Source organism: Streptomyces sp. NPDC029296 (assembly GCF_055569255.1).
The window spans coordinates 174,911-192,733 of the sequence record NZ_JBVHXT010000005.1; the positions used below are offsets into that span (position 1 = coordinate 174,911).

15 protein-coding genes and 1 riboswitch are annotated in these 17,823 nt (G+C 70.4%); of the genes, 10 read left to right on the top strand and 5 right to left on the bottom strand.

Annotated elements, in window-relative coordinates:
- The first annotated feature begins 4 nt into the window (after positions 1-4).
- On the top strand, positions 5-1,117 hold the full coding sequence (locus ACZ4W9_RS06475; RefSeq protein ID WP_467933600.1) for an RNA polymerase sigma factor SigF: 1,113 nt from the start codon (positions 5-7) through the stop codon (positions 1,115-1,117).
- Positions 1,118-1,229: 112 nt separating this feature from the next.
- Here ACZ4W9_RS06475 and ACZ4W9_RS06480 read toward each other — a convergent pair whose 3' ends face one another.
- Positions 1,230-1,682 (bottom strand): hypothetical protein, encoded by a 453-nt coding sequence (locus ACZ4W9_RS06480; RefSeq protein ID WP_467933601.1) that lies wholly within the window; start codon positions 1,680-1,682, stop codon positions 1,230-1,232.
- A 146-nt stretch (positions 1,683-1,828) separates the two neighbouring features.
- Here ACZ4W9_RS06480 and ACZ4W9_RS06485 point away from each other — a divergent pair, with 146 nt between their 5' ends.
- Positions 1,829-2,797 carry a diacylglycerol/lipid kinase family protein gene (locus tag ACZ4W9_RS06485; RefSeq protein WP_467933603.1) on the top strand — a complete coding sequence of 323 codons (969 nt, stop codon included), beginning with the start codon at positions 1,829-1,831 and terminating at the stop codon, positions 2,795-2,797.
- Positions 2,798-3,118: 321 nt separating this feature from the next.
- Positions 3,119-3,376 (top strand): WhiB family transcriptional regulator, encoded by a 258-nt coding sequence (locus ACZ4W9_RS06490; protein WP_003992873.1) that lies wholly within the window; start codon positions 3,119-3,121, stop codon positions 3,374-3,376.
- A 206-nt stretch (positions 3,377-3,582) separates the two neighbouring features.
- On the opposite strand, the gene ACZ4W9_RS06495 is transcribed toward ACZ4W9_RS06490, so the two are convergent.
- Together ACZ4W9_RS06495 and ACZ4W9_RS06500 are read right to left on the bottom strand one after the other, a co-directional pair.
- On the bottom strand, positions 3,583-5,058 hold the full coding sequence (locus ACZ4W9_RS06495) for a sensor histidine kinase (RefSeq protein ID WP_467933604.1): 1,476 nt from the start codon (positions 5,056-5,058) through the stop codon (positions 3,583-3,585).
- 323 nt (positions 5,059-5,381) lie between these two features.
- Entirely contained in the window at positions 5,382-6,014 is a 633-nt protein-coding gene (locus tag ACZ4W9_RS06500; RefSeq protein ID WP_467933606.1) for a TetR/AcrR family transcriptional regulator, read from the bottom strand.
- 93 nt (positions 6,015-6,107) lie between these two features.
- Here ACZ4W9_RS06500 and ACZ4W9_RS06505 point away from each other — a divergent pair, with 93 nt between their 5' ends.
- The 7 genes from ACZ4W9_RS06505 to ACZ4W9_RS06535 all read left to right on the top strand — a co-directional run bounded on the left by ACZ4W9_RS06505 (position 6,108) and on the right by ACZ4W9_RS06535 (position 14,951).
- Entirely contained in the window at positions 6,108-6,860 is a 753-nt protein-coding gene (locus ACZ4W9_RS06505; protein ID WP_467933607.1) for an SDR family oxidoreductase, read from the top strand.
- Between the two features lie 110 nt (positions 6,861-6,970).
- On the top strand, positions 6,971-7,756 hold the full coding sequence (gene nagB, locus ACZ4W9_RS06510; RefSeq protein WP_467933608.1) for a glucosamine-6-phosphate deaminase: 786 nt from the start codon (positions 6,971-6,973) through the stop codon (positions 7,754-7,756).
- Between the two features lie 472 nt (positions 7,757-8,228).
- Positions 8,229-8,990 (top strand): GntR family transcriptional regulator, encoded by a 762-nt coding sequence (locus ACZ4W9_RS06515; protein WP_467933609.1) that lies wholly within the window; start codon positions 8,229-8,231, stop codon positions 8,988-8,990.
- Positions 8,991-9,125: 135 nt separating this feature from the next.
- Entirely contained in the window at positions 9,126-9,389 is a 264-nt protein-coding gene (locus ACZ4W9_RS06520; protein ID WP_467933611.1) for a DUF3311 domain-containing protein, read from the top strand.
- Positions 9,386-11,014 carry a monocarboxylate uptake permease MctP gene (gene mctP, locus ACZ4W9_RS06525; protein ID WP_467933612.1) on the top strand — a complete coding sequence of 543 codons (1,629 nt, stop codon included), beginning with the start codon at positions 9,386-9,388 and terminating at the stop codon, positions 11,012-11,014. Before ACZ4W9_RS06520 ends, mctP begins: the two co-directional genes overlap by 4 nt.
- Positions 11,015-11,316: 302 nt before the next feature.
- A riboswitch (cobalamin riboswitch) is annotated at positions 11,317-11,445 on the top strand.
- Between the two features lie 123 nt (positions 11,446-11,568).
- Complete coding sequence (locus ACZ4W9_RS06530) at positions 11,569-13,941, top strand: ribonucleoside-diphosphate reductase subunit alpha (RefSeq protein WP_467933613.1); 2,373 nt, start codon at positions 11,569-11,571, stop codon at positions 13,939-13,941.
- Positions 13,941-14,951, top strand: a complete 1,011-nt coding sequence (locus tag ACZ4W9_RS06535) for a ribonucleotide-diphosphate reductase subunit beta (RefSeq protein WP_467933615.1) — start codon at positions 13,941-13,943, stop codon at positions 14,949-14,951. The genes ACZ4W9_RS06530 and ACZ4W9_RS06535 overlap by 1 nt, the downstream gene beginning before the upstream one ends.
- A 67-nt stretch (positions 14,952-15,018) precedes the next feature.
- Here ACZ4W9_RS06535 and ACZ4W9_RS06540 read toward each other — a convergent pair whose 3' ends face one another.
- Both ACZ4W9_RS06540 and cyc1 read right to left on the bottom strand, forming a co-directional pair.
- The gene (locus ACZ4W9_RS06540; RefSeq protein WP_467933616.1) at positions 15,019-16,398 is read right to left on the bottom strand and encodes a bifunctional albaflavenone monooxygenase/terpene synthase; all 1,380 of its coding nucleotides are present in this window, start codon (positions 16,396-16,398) and stop codon (positions 15,019-15,021) included.
- Positions 16,395-17,480: an epi-isozizaene synthase gene (cyc1, locus tag ACZ4W9_RS06545; RefSeq protein WP_467933617.1), complete on the bottom strand. Its 1,086-nt coding sequence runs from the start codon at positions 17,478-17,480 to the stop codon at positions 16,395-16,397. Before cyc1 ends, ACZ4W9_RS06540 begins: the two co-directional genes overlap by 4 nt.
- Positions 17,481-17,823: the final 343 nt, after the last annotated feature.

A 17,823-nucleotide genomic window follows, 5' to 3' on the forward strand; every position in this document is an offset into this window, starting at 1 on the left:
GCCGGTGCGGGACGAAGAGCGCGGCACACGGGAGCTGCCGACCGGGGACGGGGGAGCCCCCTGGTCGGGTGACGCCGAGACCTCCGGGGCCGACCCCCGGGAGGGATCCCGGCGCATGGCGGACGGCATCGACGGCATCCCCGAGCAGGCCAGGTCCCACCCGGAGGGCGGCTCCGCGCGGGCCGACGGTGACGCTGCCGGACAGGGCACGCCGCCGACGGCACGCGACGGCGCCGCGTCCACCGTCCGCGCGGGGGCGAGGGCTCGTGGAAGGGGTACGGGCGGGACGATGAGCGAGCACGAGCGACACGCCGAGGACGACGCGCCGGACACGGAGCCCGTGCGAGCCGTGCACCACGACGCCCAGGACCGCAGCGGGGCACGGGCCCTGTTCGTCCAGCTGCGCTCGCTGCCCGACGGCAGCCCCCAGTACGCGGAGCTGCGCAATCAGCTCGTCCGTATGCACCTGCCGCTCGTGGAGCACCTGGCGCGCCGCTTCCGCAACCGCGGCGAGCCGCTGGACGACCTCACCCAGGTCGCCACGATCGGTCTGATCAAGTCCGTCGACCGGTTCGACCCCGAGCGCGGGGTGGAGTTCTCCACGTACGCCACCCCGACCGTCGTCGGCGAGATCAAGCGGCACTTCCGCGACAAGGGCTGGGCGGTCCGCGTGCCGCGCCGGCTCCAGGAGCTGCGGCTCTCGCTGACCACCGCGACGGCCGAGCTGTCCCAGCTGCACGGCCGGTCCCCGACCGTGCACGAGCTGGCCGAGAAGCTGGCCATCTCGGAGGAGGAGGTCCTGGAGGGCCTGGAGTCGGCGAACGCGTACTCCACGCTGTCCCTGGACGTCCCCGACACGGACGACGAGTCGCCGGCGGTCGCCGACACCCTGGGCGCGGAGGACGAGGCGCTGGAGGGCGTGGAGTACCGCGAGTCCCTCAAGCCCCTGCTGGAGGATCTGCCGCCGCGCGAGAAACGGATCCTGCTGCTGCGCTTCTTCGGGAACATGACCCAGTCGCAGATCGCGCAGGAGGTCGGCATCTCCCAGATGCACGTCTCCCGGCTGCTGGCCCGCACCCTGGCCCAGTTGCGGGAGAAGCTCCTCGTGGAGGAGTGAGCCCGGCCACCCGCCCGGCGCGGTGAACCCTCACCGGCTGCGCGGTCCCCGCCCCCGTGGATCCCCCCGGCCTGCCCTGTGGGCCCTGCCCCGTGCGCCCTGCCGGCGGTTCCTACTCGCCCCGGCCCGGCCCCTTGATCCCGAGGGCCCGGGTCGTCTCGCCGTTGACGAGGAGCACCAGCGCGGCGACGGCGACCGCGGCCAAGGCGACACCGGCCGGGATGGCCATGCTGTCGGCCTGGACCAGGCTGTAGGCCACTGGGAGCGCCATGAGCTGGGTGATCACCGCGGGTCCACGGCTCCAGCCGCGCCGCAGCAGCAGCCCGCGCGCGGCGAGCAGCGGCAGCAGCGCCAGCACGATCAGGGTGATGCCGAGGGTCACGGCCTGCTGGCGGTCGTCCGGTTCGCCCGTGACCCCGCGGACGAGCACCCACAGGCCTCCGGCCACCAGCACGGCGCCCTCCAGCGCGGCCAGCACCGCCGCGTACGTCAGCCGGCGCGGACGGGGTCCCCCGGTCGCGGCCGGCTCGGCGGTGGCGGGGGCGGGGTTCTGCTGACTGCTCACCCCTGAAGGGTAGCCGTCGCGCCCGGCGGCGGCCCGGCACCCGGCGGGACGCGCCCGGCGGGCGTGGCCAGGCTCACGCCTCCGCTTCTTACCGGACCCCTACCTCGGTCTGGGCCGAATACCCCCCAGTAGGTACGCTGCCATGCATGCGTGCACTTCTCGTGGTCAATCCGGCGGCTACCACCACAAGCGCACGCAGACGTGATGTGCTCATCCACGCACTGGCGAGCGAGATGAAGCTGGAGGCGGTCACCACCGAGTACCGCGGCCACGCCCGCGACCTCGGCCGGCAGGCGGCGGAGAGCGACGACATCGACCTGGTGGTGGCGCTCGGCGGCGACGGCACGGTCAACGAGGTCGTCAACGGCCTCCTGCACGCCGGCCCGGACCCGGAGCACCTGCCCGGTCTGGCCGTCGTCCCCGGCGGGTCCACGAACGTCTTCGCCCGGGCGCTGGGCCTGCCCAACGATCCCGTCGAGGCCACCGGCGCACTGCTGGACGCGCTGCGCGACGGCACCGAGCGGATCGTCGGGCTCGGGCTGACGTCGGGGCCGCCGGGCAGCGAGGACGAGGCGGTGCCGGCCCGCTGGTTCACCTTCAACGCCGGGCTCGGCTTCGACGCGGGCGTGGTGGGCCGGGTCGAGCAGCAGCGCGAGCGCGGGAAGAAGTCGACGCACGCCCTGTACGTCCGGCAGGTGGTCCGGCAGTTCCTGGGCGAGCCGAACCGCCGGAACGGCACGATCACCCTCGAACGGCCCGGCGCGGATCCCGTCGAGGATCTCGTCGTCGCCATAGTCTCGAACACGTCCCCGTGGACGTATCTCGGCAACCGCCCCATGTACACGTCACCCAAGGCGTCGTTCGACACCGGCATCGACGTCCTGGGTCTCAGCCGTCTGTCGACGGCCGCGGTTGCCCGGTATGGCACCCAGTTGCTCACTTCGTCCCCCGAGCGCGGACCGCACGGCAAGCATGCGTTCTCCCTCCATGATCTGGATCAGTTCACCTTGCATTCGAAGGTCCCGCTGCCCCTCCAGATGGACGGCGACCACCTCGGGCTGCGTACGAGCGTGACGTTCACAGGCGTACGCCGTGCACTGCGTGTGATTGTGTGAGCGGAACGGGCAAAAGTCCTTTCACTCGAACGTTTAGGCCAGCATCCACCCCATGGAAGTACGGCTGTGACCTAGTCGACACCGAGGAATCAAAAAAAACTTTCCGGAAGGGGTTGTATCCGTCGCCGAGGTTTGCGAGTCTCTACGTGGCGATCGGGACGGCCCGCAACACCGGCCTCCACTGATCACCGGAACCCCTCTTCAAACCAAGGACCACGCCGGGTGTGAACTCGGCGGTCGGCCCTTCACTTGTTGGGGGATTCGTGAAAGCGTTCACATTCACAAGCAACCTGCACGTAATACCAAGGAGAGGTAGCAGCCATGGACTGGCGTCACAACGCCGTTTGCCGCGAGGAAGACCCCGAGCTCTTCTTCCCCATCGGCAACACCGGTCCTGCGCTGCTGCAGATCGAGGAAGCCAAGGCCGTCTGCCGTCGCTGCCCGGTGATCGAGCAGTGTCTGCAGTGGGCGCTTGAGTCCGGCCAGGACTCCGGCGTCTGGGGTGGTCTCAGCGAGGACGAGCGCCGTGCCATGAAGCGCCGCGCCGCCCGCAACCGGGCCCGTCAGGCCTCCGCCTGACATACCCACCCCTGCTGACAGCCTGAGCTTGGCGGCGCGCACAGCACGTACGCATCTCCCGCCCCCGAGCCGCAGCGCGCAGTTCCCCCGGAGCGCTTAGCGATACAAGCAGAGCAGCAACGAGCATCAGCCTCGGACCAATGGCGGTCCGGGGCTTTTTGCTGTGCTCGGGGCGTCCTCGGCGCAGTCGCCGGCCAGGGCGGTGCCTACTTCTGGGCCCGCACGGGGATGTCGAGGATCACCCGGGTGCCCCGCCCGGCCGCCGGCACCATGTCGAAGGATCCGCCCAACTCGCCCTCCACCAGCGTCCGTACGATCTGCAGACCGAGGTTTCCCGAGCGGTGCGGGTCGAAGCCCTCGGGCAGACCGACGCCGTCGTCCTGGACGGTGACCAGGAGCCTGGCCTCCTTGGTGGTGCCCCCGCGCACCGCGGAGACCTCGACCGTGCCGGTGTCGCCCTCGCGGAAGCCGTGTTCCAGGGCGTTCTGCAGGATCTCGGTGAGGACCATGGACAGCGGGGTGGCGACCTCGGCGTCGAGTATGCCGAACCGCCCGGTGCGGCGGCCGGTCACCTTGCCCGGCGAGATCTCGGCGACCATGGCCAGCACCCGGTCCGCGATGTCGTCGAACTCCACCCGCTCGTCCAGGTTCTGCGACAGCGTCTCGTGCACGATGGCGATGGAGCCGACCCGGCGGACCGCCTCCTCCAGGGCCTCCCGGCCGCGCTCGGACTCGATGCGCCGGGCCTGGAGCCGCAGCAGGGCCGCGACCGTCTGGAGGTTGTTCTTCACTCGGTGGTGGATCTCCCGGATGGTGGCGTCCTTGGTGATCAACTCGCGCTCTCGGCGCCGCAGTTCGGTGACGTCCCGGAGCAGCACCAGCGAACCGATGCGGGTGCCCTTGGGCTTGAGCGGGATGGCCCGGAACTGGATGACGCCGTCGTGCGCCTCGATCTCGAACTCGCGCGGGGCCCAGCCGCTGGCCACCTTGGCCAGCGCCTCGTCCACCGGGCCGCGGGTGGGGGCCAGTTCGGCGGTGGTCTGCCCGAGGTGGTGACCGACCAGATCGGCGGCGAGGCCGAGCCGGTGGTAGGCGGACAGGGCGTTCGGGGAGGCGTACTGGACGACGCCGTCCGCGTCCAGCCGGATGAGGCCGTCGCCGACGCGCGGGGAGGCGTCCATGTCGACCTGCTGGCCGGGGAACGGGAAGGATCCGGCCGCGATCATCTGCGCGAGGTCGGAGGCGCTCTGGAGGTAGGTCAGCTCCAGGCGGCTCGGGGTGCGCACGGTGAGCAGGTTGGTGTTCCGGGCGATCACGCCGAGGACGCGGCCCTCCCGCCGTACCGGGATGGACTCGACCCGTACGGGGACCTCCTCGCGCCACTCCGGATCGCCCTCGCGCACGATCCGGCCCTCGTCCAGCGCCGCGTCCAGCATGGGCCGCCGGCCGCGCGGAACCAAGTGGCCGACCATGTCGTCCTGGTACGAGGTCGGGCCGGTGTTGGGCCGCATCTGGGCCACCGAGACGTACCGCGTGCCGTCCCGGGTGGGGACCCAGAGCACCAGGTCGGCGAAGGAGAGGTCGGAGAGCAGCTGCCACTCCGAGACCAGCAGGTGCAGCCACTCGAGGTCGGAGTCGTCCAGGGCGGTGTGCTGGCGTACGAGTTCGTTCATGGAGGGCACGTGTGCGAGCGTACCCGGGGCCTCGCGATGGCCGGAAAAACACCCGCGGGCCGCGGCGCCTGGAAGGGACCCTCAACCCTCACCGACACCGCAGCCCGGAGCATCAACGGCCGTGGGGTGTGCGGTCCCGGTCGGCCGAAGGTCGAGGAGCCGGGGCAGTCAGGGCAGAGAGCACCGGATCCTCGGTCCGCCTTCCTGTGCGGGGAAGACGGAGGCTCGTTGTTCGATTCTGGACTAGACCACGACGGCGTGTCCATGGCGCGGAAGGCGTCCATACCGCGGAGGCCGTGGCACGCGATGCCACGCAGCCTAGCCCGCCCGGGTCAGTCGTGGGGCCAGATGGCCATGGCAATTTCCGCGAGTGCTTCCAGTTCCTCCCGGCGTGCGCCGTCGCGGGCCTGCTGGGACATGCCCTGGAGCATGGCGCCGGCATGCCGGGCGAGGGCGGCGGCGTCGGTGCCGGCCGGCAGCAGCCCGGCCGCGACGTCCGTCCGGATCCGGGACTCCAGGGCCGCGATGTTGGCGTTGCGCCGCTCGCGCAGCAGCGCCTCCACCTCGGGGTTGGTGCAGTTGATGGCGGCATGGATGATCATGCAGCCGTGGGGATGGGCCGGATCGGTGTACTGGGCGGCGGCCTCGCGCAGCACGCGTGCGACGCCCTCGCGGGCCGTGGGCTCCTCGGCGAGGGCGCGGTCGGCGAAGGCACCGTGACCGCCGGCGTAGACGCGGACGACCTCGTCGAAGAGGGACCGCTTATCCCCGAAGGCCGCGTACAGGCTGGGGGCGCCGATGCCCATGACACGGGTGAGATCGGAGACCGAGGTGGCCTCGTACCCCCGCTCCCAGAAGGCCATCAGCGCCTTCTCCAGTGCCGTGGCCCGGTCGAAGGAGCGCGGCCTGCCCCGCGTCCGGCCCGCGCCGCCGCTCTTCGCCTGTGCGTCCTGCACCGTCGCCATGGACACCATTTTATAGCGAGCCCTAGAAAATTGTCGGCGGGGTGGTGTACCGTTTTTTTGTAACGACCGCTAGACAAATCTGGAGGGACGGCCATGGGTGCGCTGACGGGAAAGACGGCGCTGGTCACGGGGGCGAGCCGGGGCATCGGGCGGGGCATCGCCGAGCGGCTGGGGCGCGACGGGGCGCGGGTGGCGGTGCACTACGGCACCAACGCGAAGGCGGCCGAGGAGACCGTGGCCGCGATCGAGGCGGCGGGCGGCTCGGCGTTCGCGATCGGCGTGGAGCTGGGCACGCCCGGGGACGCGGAGCGGCTGTGGGAGGAGTTCGACCGGCACGCGGACGGGCTGGACATCCTGGTGCACAACGCGGGCATCGGCACCGCGGGCTCTTTCGAGGAGATCAAGGAAGAGGAGTACGACCGGCTGTTCGCGGTGAACGTGAAGGCCCCGTTCTTCCTGACCCGGCTCGGTGCGGACCGGCTGCGCGACGGCGGGCGGGTGGTGAACATATCGTCCGGCCTGGCGCGGGCCGCCGCGATGCCCCACCTCATGACCTATTCCATGACCAAGGCGGCGCTGGACGTCTTCACCCGGGACCTGTCCAAGCTGCTCGGCCCCCGCGGGATCACGGTGAACTCGGTGGCGCCCGGGATCATCGACACCGACGTCAACGCCCCTTGGCTGCGCGCCAGCGACGAGGCGTGGCAGGGCGCCGCCTCCTATTCGGCGCTGGGACGGGTGGGAACGCCGGCGGACGTGGCCGATGCCGTGGCCTTCCTGGTCTCGGAGGACGGGCGCTGGGTGACCGGTCACTGGCTGGACGCGACGGGGGGCTCCCTCAACTGAGAGTTTCCCGGACCTTCCCCGCTTCTTCCGCGCCTCGGGACCCCGCCTCTGTTAGATTGGTCTAAACCACATAGAGAGCACAGAGCCCACTTCAGAACGGCAGGCCCAGCGTGGAAGTTGTCATCGTTCCGGACGCCGCGGCGGGCGGCGAGCTGATCGCCGAGGCCATGGCCCAGCTGCTGCGACGCAAGCCCGACGCCCTGCTCGGCGTGGCCACCGGCTCCACTCCGCTGCCCATCTACCAGGCGCTGACCGCCAAGGTGCGCTCCGGCGCCGTGGACGCCTCCAGGGCGCGGATCGCGCAGCTCGACGAGTACGTGGGGCTGCCCGCGGACCACCCCGAGTCCTACCGCTCGGTGCTGCGCCGTGAGGTGCTGGAGCCGCTGGGCATAGGGATGGACGCGTTCATGGGGCCGGACGGCACGGCGGAGGACGTCCAGGCGGCGTGCGAGGCGTACGACCGGGTGCTCGCCGAGGCCGGCGGGGTGGACCTCCAGCTGCTCGGCATCGGGACCGACGGGCACATCGGGTTCAACGAGCCCTGCTCCTCGCTCGCCTCGCGCACCCGGATCAAGACGCTGACCGAGCAGACCCGGATCGACAACGCGCGTTTCTTCGACGGTGACATCGAGCAGGTCCCGCACCACGTCATCACCCAGGGCATCGGGACGATCCTGGAGGCCCGGCACCTGGTGCTGCTGGCGACCGGCGAGGGCAAGGCGGACGCGGTCGCCGCGACCGTCGAGGGCCCGGTCGCCGCGGTCTGCCCCGCCTCCGCGCTCCAGCTCCACCCGCACGCCACGGTGGTCGTCGACGAGGCCGCCGCGTCCAAGCTGAAGCTGGCCGACTACTTCCGCCACACCTACGCCAACAAGCCGGAGTGGCAGGGGATCTGACAGGGATCACCGGCCGGGGGTCCGGGCCGGGCCGCGAGGGAGCGAGTCCCCCACGGCCGGAAGACGTGCGCGGACCGAAGGGGCCGGGTGCGGCCCAGGCCGGACGGGTCCCCCCCGGTGACCGGCTGGGCGGGCGCGCCGGCGGTCCGGCCGGCCGCGGCCGGACCGCGCCGGGCGCCCCCGGCCGGACCGTGCCCTCGCCGCCCTCGCCCCGCCGCTCCCCCGCGCACCGAACCTGCCGGCCGAGGCTCGCCCGTGCCCTCGGCCCCGCCGCCCCTTTCCGCCCCTCCGTTCCGCCGGCGGTCGCGCGGCTCCCCGGGGGATGGACTAGACCAACAGCGGGTGCGGCGGTATACAGAGGGGATCACGGAGCGTGCGGGTGGAGTGCCGGCACGGCAACCCGTGCCACGATGTGAGCCGTGGCCGATGGGATGTCGGTCGCTTTCGGCATCCGGAGCCGGGAAGGCAGAGCATGAGCACCGACGTCAGCAGTGCGGAGAACGAGGCAGGCATCACCCGTACCGCGCGCGTGCCCAAGTACTACCGCTTGAAGAAGCATCTGCTCGACATGACGGAGACGCAGGCGCCGGGCACGCCGGTCCCGCCCGAGCGCACCCTGGCCGCCGAGTTCGACACCTCCCGGACCACCGTGCGCCAGGCCCTGCAGGAGCTGGTCGTGGAGGGCCGGCTCGAACGCATCCAGGGCAAGGGCACCTTCGTCGCCAAGCCCAAGGTCTCCCAGGCGCTCCAGCTCACCTCCTACACCGAGGACATGCGGGCCCAGGGCCTGGAGCCGACCTCGCAGCTGCTGGACATCGGGTACATCACCGCGGACGACCGGCTGGCCGAGCTGCTCGACATCACCGCCGGCGGCCGTGTGCTGCGCATCGAGCGGCTGCGCATGGCCAACGGCGAGCCGATGGCGATCGAGACCACCCATCTGTCGGCCAAGCGCTTCCCCGCCCTGCGGCGCTCGCTGGTGAAGTACACCTCGCTGTACACCGCGCTCGCCGAGGTCTACGACGTCCACCTCGCCGAGGCCGAGGAGACCATCGAGACCTCCCTGGCCACCCCCCGCGAGGCCGGTCTGCTCGGCACCGACGTGGGCCTGCCGATGCTGATGCTCTCCCGCCACTCGCTGGACCTCCAGGGCAAGCCGGTGGAGTGGGTGCGGTCGGTCTACCGCGGCGACCGGTACAAGTTCGTCGCCCGGCTGAAGCGCCCGGTGGAGTAACCACCGGGTCATCGGCCGTACACGTTCGCTGAATCGATATACCGATATGCGGACTAGGGCTTCCGCTGTCATGACACAGTCACCTAGATTTCCTGCTCATTGCACAGGTGATCAACGAGGGGACGGAGCCGTGGCATGTCCGAAACGCCTGAAGTGAGACCACCGGTGGTGACACCGGGAAGGGTGATCATCGCCCTGTGTCTCGTCGCGCCCTTCGTGGCGATGCTGTGGGTCGGCTCGTACGCCAAGACCGACCCCACGCTCATCGGGATCCCGTTCTTCTACTGGTACCAGATGCTCTGGGTGCTGGTCTCCACCGTGCTCACCATGCTGGCGTACAAGCTCTGGCAGCGTGACCAGCGCGCCCGCAAGGAAGCGAACGGGGGTGCGGCGAAGTGAAGGACGGTGTCAACGGAGTCGCGCTCGGCGTCTTCATCTTCTTCTTCCTGGCCGTCACGGTCATGGGCTTCCTGGCCGCGCGCTGGCGCAGGGCCGAGAACGAGCACTCCCTGGACGAATGGGGCCTGGGCGGACGGTCGTTCGGCACCTGGATCACCTGGTTCCTGCTCGGTGGTGACCTGTACACGGCGTACACCTTCGTCGCCGTGCCGGCGGCGATCTACGCGGCGGGCGCGTCCGGCTTCTTCGCGGTGCCGTACACGATCCTCGTGTACCCGATGATCTTCACGTTCCTGCCCCGCCTGTGGTCGGTCTCGCACCGCCACGGCTACGTCACCACCTCCGACTTCGTGCGCGGCCGGTTCGGTTCGAAGGGGCTGTCGCTCGCGGTGGCCGTGACCGGCATCCTGGCGACGATGCCGTACATCGCGCTCCAGCTGGTCGGCATCCAGGCGGTGCTGGACGTGATGGGCGTCGGCGGCGGCGAGGACACCAACTGGTTCGTGAAGGACCTGCCGCTGCTCATCGCCTTCGGTGTGCTGGCGGCCTACACCTACTCCTCGGGCCTGCGCGCCCCCGCGCTGATCGCGTTCGTCAAGGACGCGCTGATCTACATCGTCATCGTGGTGGCGATCATCTACATCCCGATCAAGCTGGGCGGGTTCGACGACATCTTCGCCAAGGCGGGCCACGCGTTCGGCCAGGTCAACCCGGCCACCGGCAAGCCGCGCGGGGCGGTGACGCCACCGGAGGCGGGCCAGTGGACGTACGCCACGCTGGCGCTCGGCTCGGCGCTCGCGCTGTTCATGTACCCGCACTCGATCACCGCGACCCTGTCGTCGCGGAGCCGTGAGGTGATCCGCCGCAACACCACGATCCTGCCGCTGTACTCCCTGATGCTGGGACTGCTGGCGCTGCTGGGCTTCATGGCGATCGCGGCCGGGGTGAAGGTCTCCAACGGCCAGCTCGCCATCCCGCAGTTGTTCGAGGACATGTTCCCGGACTGGTTCACGGGCGTGGCGTTCGCGGCGATCGGCATCGGCGCGCTGGTCCCGGCGGCGATCATGTCCATCGCGGCGGCCAACCTGTTCACCCGGAACATCTACAAGGACTTCATCAAGCCGAACGCGACGGCCGCGCAGGAGACCAAGGTCTCCAAGCTGGTCTCCCTGCTGGTGAAGGTCGGCGCCCTGGTCTTCGTGCTCACGATGGACAAGACCGTCGCCATCAACTTCCAGCTGCTGGGCGGCATCTGGATCCTGCAGACGTTCCCGGCGCTGGTGGGCGGCCTGTTCACGCGGTGGTTCCACCGCTGGGCGCTGCTGGCCGGCTGGGCGGTCGGCATGGTCTACGGCACGGTCGCCGCGTACGGGGTGGCCTCGCCGACGCAGAAGCACTTCGGCGGCTCCGCGAAGGAGATCCCCGGCATCGGTGAGATCGGCTACATCGGCCTGACGGCGTTCGTGCTGAACGTCCTGGTCACCGTGGTCCTCACGGTCGTCCTGAAGGCCGTGAAGGCGCCGGAGGGCATCGACGAGACCAAGCCGGAGGACTACACGGCGGACTCCGGCGACCCGGGAGTCCAGGTGGAGCTGCCGCCTGCCACGGCCGGCGCCGGCCACTGAGGCACCGGGCCCACCCCCGCGCGACGGGCCGCCGGAAGCACGCTCTCCGGCGGCCCGTCGCCGTACCCGCCCGCCCCGCCCGTCCGCCGGACCCTCCCGCCGGACCCTCCCGCCGGACCCGGCACCGCGGTCCGCCTTGCCCGGCACGGCGTCGCGCCGCCCGGCGATGTCACCCGCGCCGGTCCCCGCGGACGCCGGAATCCGCTCCCCCCACCGCCCCGGCCTCACGCTCCCCGCCCGTCCGCTGACCCTCCGGAGCGGGGGCGACACAACATCTGGGGGTGACGGGACAGCCCGGCACTAGATGTATGCTCGTCCTCGCTGTCGTCGCAGGGGAATCCGGTGCGAATCCGGAACTGTCCCGCAACGGTGTGACTCGCGTGTCCGCGCGCCTGTCCAGTCCGAAGACCTGCCGACGGCCCACCCGGCCTTCCGGTCCGGGTGTGTTCCGACGTCCGGGCCTCGTGGAATGGGCCGGCGGACGCGACGCCGTGCGCGCTCGTGGTCGCCCCTGCCCTCCGCCAGGCCCCGTGCCGAGCGAGGGAGACCCCCACGTGACCATCGCGCCAGCCGACCCGGCTTCGGTCAGCGCACCGGAGACCGACGGTCCCGGTGCCGCCCTGCTGCGGACCCTGTCCGAGCTGACGGCCGACCTGCCCGACGCCGACCCCGGCCGGGTCGCCGCCGCCGCGCTGCGCGGCCGGTCCGCGCGGGCCGACGAGGCGGAGCTGCGCGAGCTGGCCACGGAGGCCGCCGCCGGCCTGATCGCCGAGGACCCCGCCTACTCCAGGCTCGCCGCCCGGCTGCTCACCCTCGCGATCCGGGCCGAGGCCGCCTCCCAGGACGTGACCTCCTTCACCGGGTCGATCACGGTGGGCCACCGCGAGGGCCTGGTCGCCGACCGCACCGCCGCGTTCGTGCGCGCCCACGCCGAACAGCTGGACGCGCTGGTGGAGTCGGCCGTCGCGGAGGGCGCCGACGACCGCTTCGGCTACTTCGGCCTGCGCACCCTGCACAGCCGCTATCTGCTGCGCCACCCGATCACCCGCAAGGTCATCGAGACGCCCCAGCACTTCATGCTGCGCGTGGCGAGCGGGCTGGCCGAGGACGACACGGTCCGCTCCCTGGACGAGGTCGCCTCCCTCTACGGCCTGATGAGCCGCCTGGACTACCTGCCCTCCTCCCCCACCCTGTTCAACTCCGGCACCCGGCACCCCCAGATGTCGTCCTGCTATCTGCTGGACTCCCCGCTGGACGAGCTGGACTCCATCTACGACCGCTACCACCAGGTGGCCCGGCTGTCGAAGCACGCCGGCGGCATCGGGCTGTCGTACTCCCGTGTCCGCTCGCGGGGTTCGCTGATCCGGGGGACGAACGGGCACTCCAACGGGATCGTGCCGTTCCTGAAGACCCTGGACGCCTCGGTCGCCGCCGTGAACCAGGGCGGCCGGCGCAAGGGCGCCGCCGCCGTCTACCTGGAGACCTGGCACTGCGACATCGAGGAATTCCTCGAACTGCGCGACAACACCGGCGAGGACGCCCGCCGCACCCACAACCTCAACCTCGCCCACTGGATCCCCGACGAGTTCATGCGCCGCGTCAGCGCCGACGCCCAGTGGTCCCTCTTCTCCCCCGCCGACGTCCCCGAACTCACCGACCTGTGGGGCGAGGACTTCGACACCGCCTACCGCAAGGCCGAAGCCGCCGGCCTCGCCAGGAAGACCCTGCCCGCCCGCGAACTGTACGGGCGCATGATGCGCACCCTGGCCCAGACCGGCAACGGCTGGATGACCTTCAAGGACGCCGCCAACCGCACCGCCAACCAGACCGCCGAACCCGGCAACGTCATCCACTCCTCCAACCTCTGCACCGAGATCCTGGAAGTCACCAACGACGGCGAGACAGCCGTCTGCAACCTCGGCTCCGTCAACCTCGGCGCCTTCGTCCGCGACGGCGACATCGACTGGGACCGCCTGGACACCACCGTCCGCACCGCGGTCACCTTTCTCGACCGCGTCGTGGACATCAACTACTACCCCACCGAACAGGCGGGACGCTCGAACGCGAAGTGGCGGCCCGTCGGGCTGGGCGCGATGGGCCTCCAGGACGTGTTCTTCAAGCTGCGGCTGCCATTCGACTCGGCCGAGGCCAAGGCGCTGTCCACGCGGATCGCCGAGCGGATCATGCTCGCCGCGTACGAGACCTCCGCCGACCTCGCCGAGCGCGACGGCCCCCTGCCCGCCTGGGAGAAGACCCGCACGGCCCGGGGCGTGCTGCACCCCGACCACTACGGCGTCGAGTTCACCTGGCCCGAGCGCTGGGACGCCCTCCGCGAGCGCATCGCGAAGACGGGCATGCGCAACTCGCTGCTGCTGGCGATCGCGCCGACGGCCACCATCGCGTCCATCGCGGGTGTGTACGAGTGCATCGAGCCGCAGGTGTCCAACCTGTTCAAGCGCGAGACCCTGTCCGGGGAGTTCCTCCAGGTCAACTCCTACCTCGTGCAGGATCTCAAGGACCTCGGTGTCTGGGACGCCCGCACCCGCGAGGCCCTGCGCGAGGCCAACGGCTCCGTCCAGGACTTCCAGTGGATCCCCGAGGACGTCCGCACCCTCTACCGCACCGCCTGGGAGATCCCCCAGCGCGGCCTGATCGACATGGCCGCCGCCCGCACCCCGTACCTGGACCAGGCCCAGTCGCTGAACCTGTTCCTGGAGACGCCGACCATCGGCAAGCTCTCCTCGATGTACGCCTATGCCTGGAAATCGGGCTTGAAGACCACGTACTACCTGCGCTCGCGGCCCGCGACCCGCATCGCCCGCGCCGCCCAGGCACAGCCCACCCTCCCCGCACAGCAGACCGCCGCGGACCCCGAGGCGGTCGCCTGCTCCCTGGAAAACCCCGAGTCCTGCGAGGCCTGCCAGTAATGACCCGCAACACGCACCTGCTCGACCCCGGCTTCGAACTCACCCTGCGCCCCATGCGCTACCCCGACTTCTACGAACGCTACCGGGACGCCATCAAGAACACCTGGACCGTCGAAGAGGTCGACCTCCACTCCGACGTCGCCGACCTCGCCAAGCTGACCCCCGAGGAACAGCACCTCATCGGCCGCCTCGTCGCCTTCTTCGCCACCGGCGACTCCATCGTCGCCAACAACCTCGTCCTCACCCTCTACAAACACATCAACTCCCCCGAAGCACGCCTGTATCTCTCGCGCCAGCTCTTCGAGGAAGCCGTCCACGTCCAGTTCTACCTGACCCTCCTGGACACCTACCTCCCCGATCCCGACGACCGCGCCGCCGCCTTCGCCGCCGTCGAGAACATCCCCTCCATCCGCGAAAAAGCCGAATTCTGCTTCAAGTGGATCGACGAAGTCGAAAAGATCGACCGCCTGGAAAGCAAGGCCGACCGGCGCCGCTTCCTGCTCAACCTCATCTGCTTCGCCGCCTGCATCGAGGGACTCTTCTTCTACGGCGCCTTCGCCTACGTCTACTGGTTCCGCAGCCGCGGCCTCCTGCACGGCCTGGCCACCGGCACCAACTGGGTCTTCCGCGACGAGACCATGCACATGAGCTTCGCCTTCGACGTCGTCGACACCGTCCGCAAGGAAGAGCCCGACCTCTTCGACGACCAGCTCCGGCAGCAGGTCACCGACATGCTCGAAGAAGCCGTCACCGCCGAACTCCAGTTCGCCCGCGACCTGTGCGGCGACGGCCTGCCCGGCATGAACACCCAGTCCATGCGGCAATACCTCGAATGCGTCGCCGACCAGCGCCTCACCCGCCTCGGCTTCGCCCCGCTCTACGGCTCCGAGAACCCCTTCTCCTTCATGGAACTCCAGGGCGTCCAGGAACTCACCAACTTCTTCGAGCGCCGGCCCTCCGCCTACCAGGTCGCCGTGGAAGGCACCGTCGACCTCGACGAGGACTTCTGATCCCTCCCCTGCCGGCGCGCGTTCCGGGGCCCCTAGGCCGCCTGAGCGCACGCCGGCACCGGGCGGCCTACCAGGGCCTCGCGCGCAGCAGCAGGTGGTGCGGGCGCAGCGTGATGCCCACGCGGGTGGTGTCGTCCGAGCCGGCGGCCGGCTCGAAGCGGTACTTCGCCGAGACCGCCGCGGTGATCAGGCTCAGCTGCGCCATGGAGAAGTGGTCGCTCGGGCACTTGCGGTTGCCCACGCTGAACGGGCTCATGGCGTACTTGGGCACGTCCTTGGCCCGCTCGGGCAGCCAGCGGTCGGGGTCGAAGTCGAGGTGGCGGTCGTAGGAGCGGCCGTCGCGCTGGATCGCGTACGGGCTGTAGACGATGTCGGCCCCGGCCGGAATGCGGTAGCCGCCGAGGGCGGTGTCCGTCACCGCGCGCCGGGTCAGGATCCACACGGCGGGCCGCAGGCGCATGGCCTCGACGACGACATTGTTGGTGTGCGTAAGTGAGCGGACATGCTCGAATCCGACCGGTCGGCCACCGGTCACGGATTCGACCTCGGCCCGTACCTTCTCGGCGTGTTCCGGGTGTTCGGCGAGGAGCTGGAGCAACCACATGATCGTGGAGGCCACTGTCTCGCTGCCGGGCGTGAGTATCGCGACGACCTGGTCGTGGATCTCCTGTTCCCCGATGGGGTCGCCCTTGTCGTCCTTCGCCTCCAGCAATGCCGTCAGCAGATCGTCGGGCCTCCGCCCGGACGCCCGGCGCTCGGCGACGATCTCGTCCACCAGCAGGTGCAGGTCGGCCAGCGCCCGGTTGAACGCGCGGTTGGCCGGGAAGGGCAGCCGGTACAGCGGCCCGAGCGGGATCACCATCCTGCGGTACATGCCGCGGAAGACGGTGGCGAGGTCGGCGCTGAGCCGTTCCGCGCGCTCGTCCATGTAGTCGCCGCGCAGCAGGCAGCGGGCGGCGACGCGGACGGCGACGCGGAAGGACTCGATGGTGCAGTCGATGGTCCGGCCGGGCTGCCAGCGCTCGGTCAGGGCGTGCGCCTCCTCCTCCATCACCGCGCCGTAGGCCGGGATCGCGTCGAGCCGGAACGCGGGCTGGATGGTGCGCCGCTGCCGGCGGTGCCGGGGGCCGTTCGCGGTGGCCACGCCCTCCTTGCCGAGCAGTCCCTCCAGGGACTCCCACAGCGGGCCGTCGATCCTGAAGTCGGGGCTGAGGGCCAGGGCCCCGGTGAGTTCCGGTGTGGTGACGGCGTACACCGTCTTGGGCCCGAGTCTCAGGCGTACGACGTCGCCGTGCTCGCGCAGCGCGGACATGAAGGCGAGCGGATCGCGGACCAGTCTCGGTCCGTGTCCGAGGACGGGCAGGGCTCCGCCGGCCAGGGACGGTTCACCGAGCGGGGACGTGCCGGGGTGGGCGGGGGCCTGGGGCTTCACCGACTCGACGGTCATTTCTCACCTGCCGCTTCGTTCGTGACGTACGGGGGCGTGGCACGGTCGTCCCAGCTGTCGACCCTGTACCGGCCGGACTCGTGGTGGAACCAGTAGACGGAGCTGAACCAGTTGCGCATATTGCCGACGCAGGTCCGGACCGCATTGCCCAGTTCCCTGCCGCGTGCCGTGCCGTCGTCGATCCGCCGGGCCAGTACGAGGGCGTTCCGCTCGGCGTCGAGGAATTCGACGGCGCATTCCCCGGTGCGTCGTCTGATGTCGTCCACCGCTTCTTCGAGGGTCAGCCCGGCATGGGTGACGAGGCTGATGCCGAGATTGTGCACCTCGTCACCGGCGATTTCCTTCGGCAGTGAGCAGAGGTCGTTGTACCAGGCGGCGAATTCCTGGCTGAGCAGCGCCGCCCGGCGGTATGCGGGATTTTTCCGGACGGTTTCCGGGAGTTCACATCCGGCGGCGAGTTCCAGCAGATCGGTCCATATCCAGTGGGCGAAGGTGAGCCGGCGCAGGGCGAGGTACTCGTCGACGGCGGGGATGTGTCCCTCGGTCCGGTTGCGGAACTCCCGGTCGTAGGCCTCGATCACGGCGTGGAAGTGCCGGGCGAACCGCTGGTTCCAGGTGTGCGGCAGGAAGCCGTACAGCCGCAGCACGCTCTCCGCGAAGCCCGCAACGAGGGGGTCGGGGTGGTGCAGATGGGACCGGGGTGCGTCCAGGGCCGTGTGCAGCCGGTGGCGCAGCCGTCGCCAGCCGGCGACCCGGCCGTGGACGATGTCGCGGTCGTGTCGGTCGTCCCAGACGAAGAACCAGGCGCTGTAGTCGGCTATGGCCTGCAGGACCTCGTCCGGGGCACCCAGGTAGTAGCCCGCCATGAGGTCGGTGTAGCACAGTCCATCGGCATATTCCGCGACCTTGTCCGCCGGGATCAGCCGCTTTTCCAGCAGCCACAGCCGCGTCTTCTCCTGAAGCTTTGGCCAATACGGGTGCAGTCGCCGTGGAAAGGAGGACTCGATCACCGGGAGTGCCAGCGAAGGCGGGACTGCGACCGCCGTCGCCGTCGCCGTGGTGCTGTGCGGGAAAGCTTGCACAGGACAAACCCCTCTCAGCCGCCAGGAGCGCACACCTCTCCCCTTGTGCCGGGTGTGCGCCGTTGCGTATCCCCGTACTTACATTCAGCACCACAAGTGACCGTTGTGGGAACGGATTTGGTCCACTCACCACCCCAAAGTGGCGCGACAGCCCCCTTGCCTGACCGAATGGGGTGCACCGGGGCGGCGTGGCAAAACGGGCACACGACGTGCGAACGAGCGGACGGCGGCGACACGAAGGCGGGGGGGGGGGGGGGGGGGCGGGGGGGCCCCCGCCCGGCGGCGTCCCAGGCGGGGGGGGGGGCGGCCTTTTTTGCCCCCGGATGGCGTGGATTTTTTTTTT

Bases quoted from the DNA above. Each gene is read 5' to 3' on its own strand.
- ACZ4W9_RS06485 (WP_467933603.1), top strand. From the start codon at position 1,829: ATGCGTGCACTTCTCGTGGTCAATCCGGCGGCTACCACCACAAGCGCA.
- ACZ4W9_RS06490 (WP_003992873.1), top strand. From the start codon at position 3,119: ATGGACTGGCGTCACAACGCCGTTTGCCGCGAGGAAGACCCCGAGCTC.
- ACZ4W9_RS06500 (WP_467933606.1), bottom strand. From the start codon at position 6,014: ATGGCGACGGTGCAGGACGCACAGGCGAAGAGCGGCGGCGCGGGCCGG.
- ACZ4W9_RS06505 (WP_467933607.1), top strand. From the start codon at position 6,108: ATGGGTGCGCTGACGGGAAAGACGGCGCTGGTCACGGGGGCGAGCCGG.
- ACZ4W9_RS06515 (WP_467933609.1), top strand. From the start codon at position 8,229: ATGAGCACCGACGTCAGCAGTGCGGAGAACGAGGCAGGCATCACCCGT.
- ACZ4W9_RS06520 (WP_467933611.1), top strand. From the start codon at position 9,126: ATGTCCGAAACGCCTGAAGTGAGACCACCGGTGGTGACACCGGGAAGG.
- ACZ4W9_RS06535 (WP_467933615.1), top strand. From the start codon at position 13,941: ATGACCCGCAACACGCACCTGCTCGACCCCGGCTTCGAACTCACCCTG.
- ACZ4W9_RS06540 (WP_467933616.1), bottom strand. From the start codon at position 16,398: ATGACCGTCGAGTCGGTGAAGCCCCAGGCCCCCGCCCACCCCGGCACG.